Genomic DNA, 237 nt, shown 5'->3' on the forward strand with positions numbered 1-237 from the left:
GGATTAACAGGGGCAACCGGAACAACAGGAGAAACAGGCCCGACAGGAATAACAGGGGCAACCGGTTTAACAGGGGCAACCGGTTTAACAGGCCCAACCGGAATAACAGGGGCAACCGGAATAACAGGGGCAACCGGAACAACAGGAGAAACAGGCCCGACAGGATTAATGGGAGCAACCGGAATAACAGGAGCAACCGAAGTAACGGGGGCAACAGGAGCAACCGGAGTAACGGGG

Annotated in this window: 1 pseudogene; it reads left to right on the forward strand. The window is 55.7% G+C overall.

Features of this window, described 5'->3' with window-relative positions:
• Positions 1–237: pseudogene (locus COC46_RS15730) on the forward strand (collagen-like protein); the annotation flags it as partial.

The organism is Bacillus sp. AFS041924 (genome assembly GCF_002577195.1).
Classification (GTDB): domain Bacteria; phylum Bacillota; class Bacilli; order Bacillales; family Bacillaceae_G; genus Gottfriedia.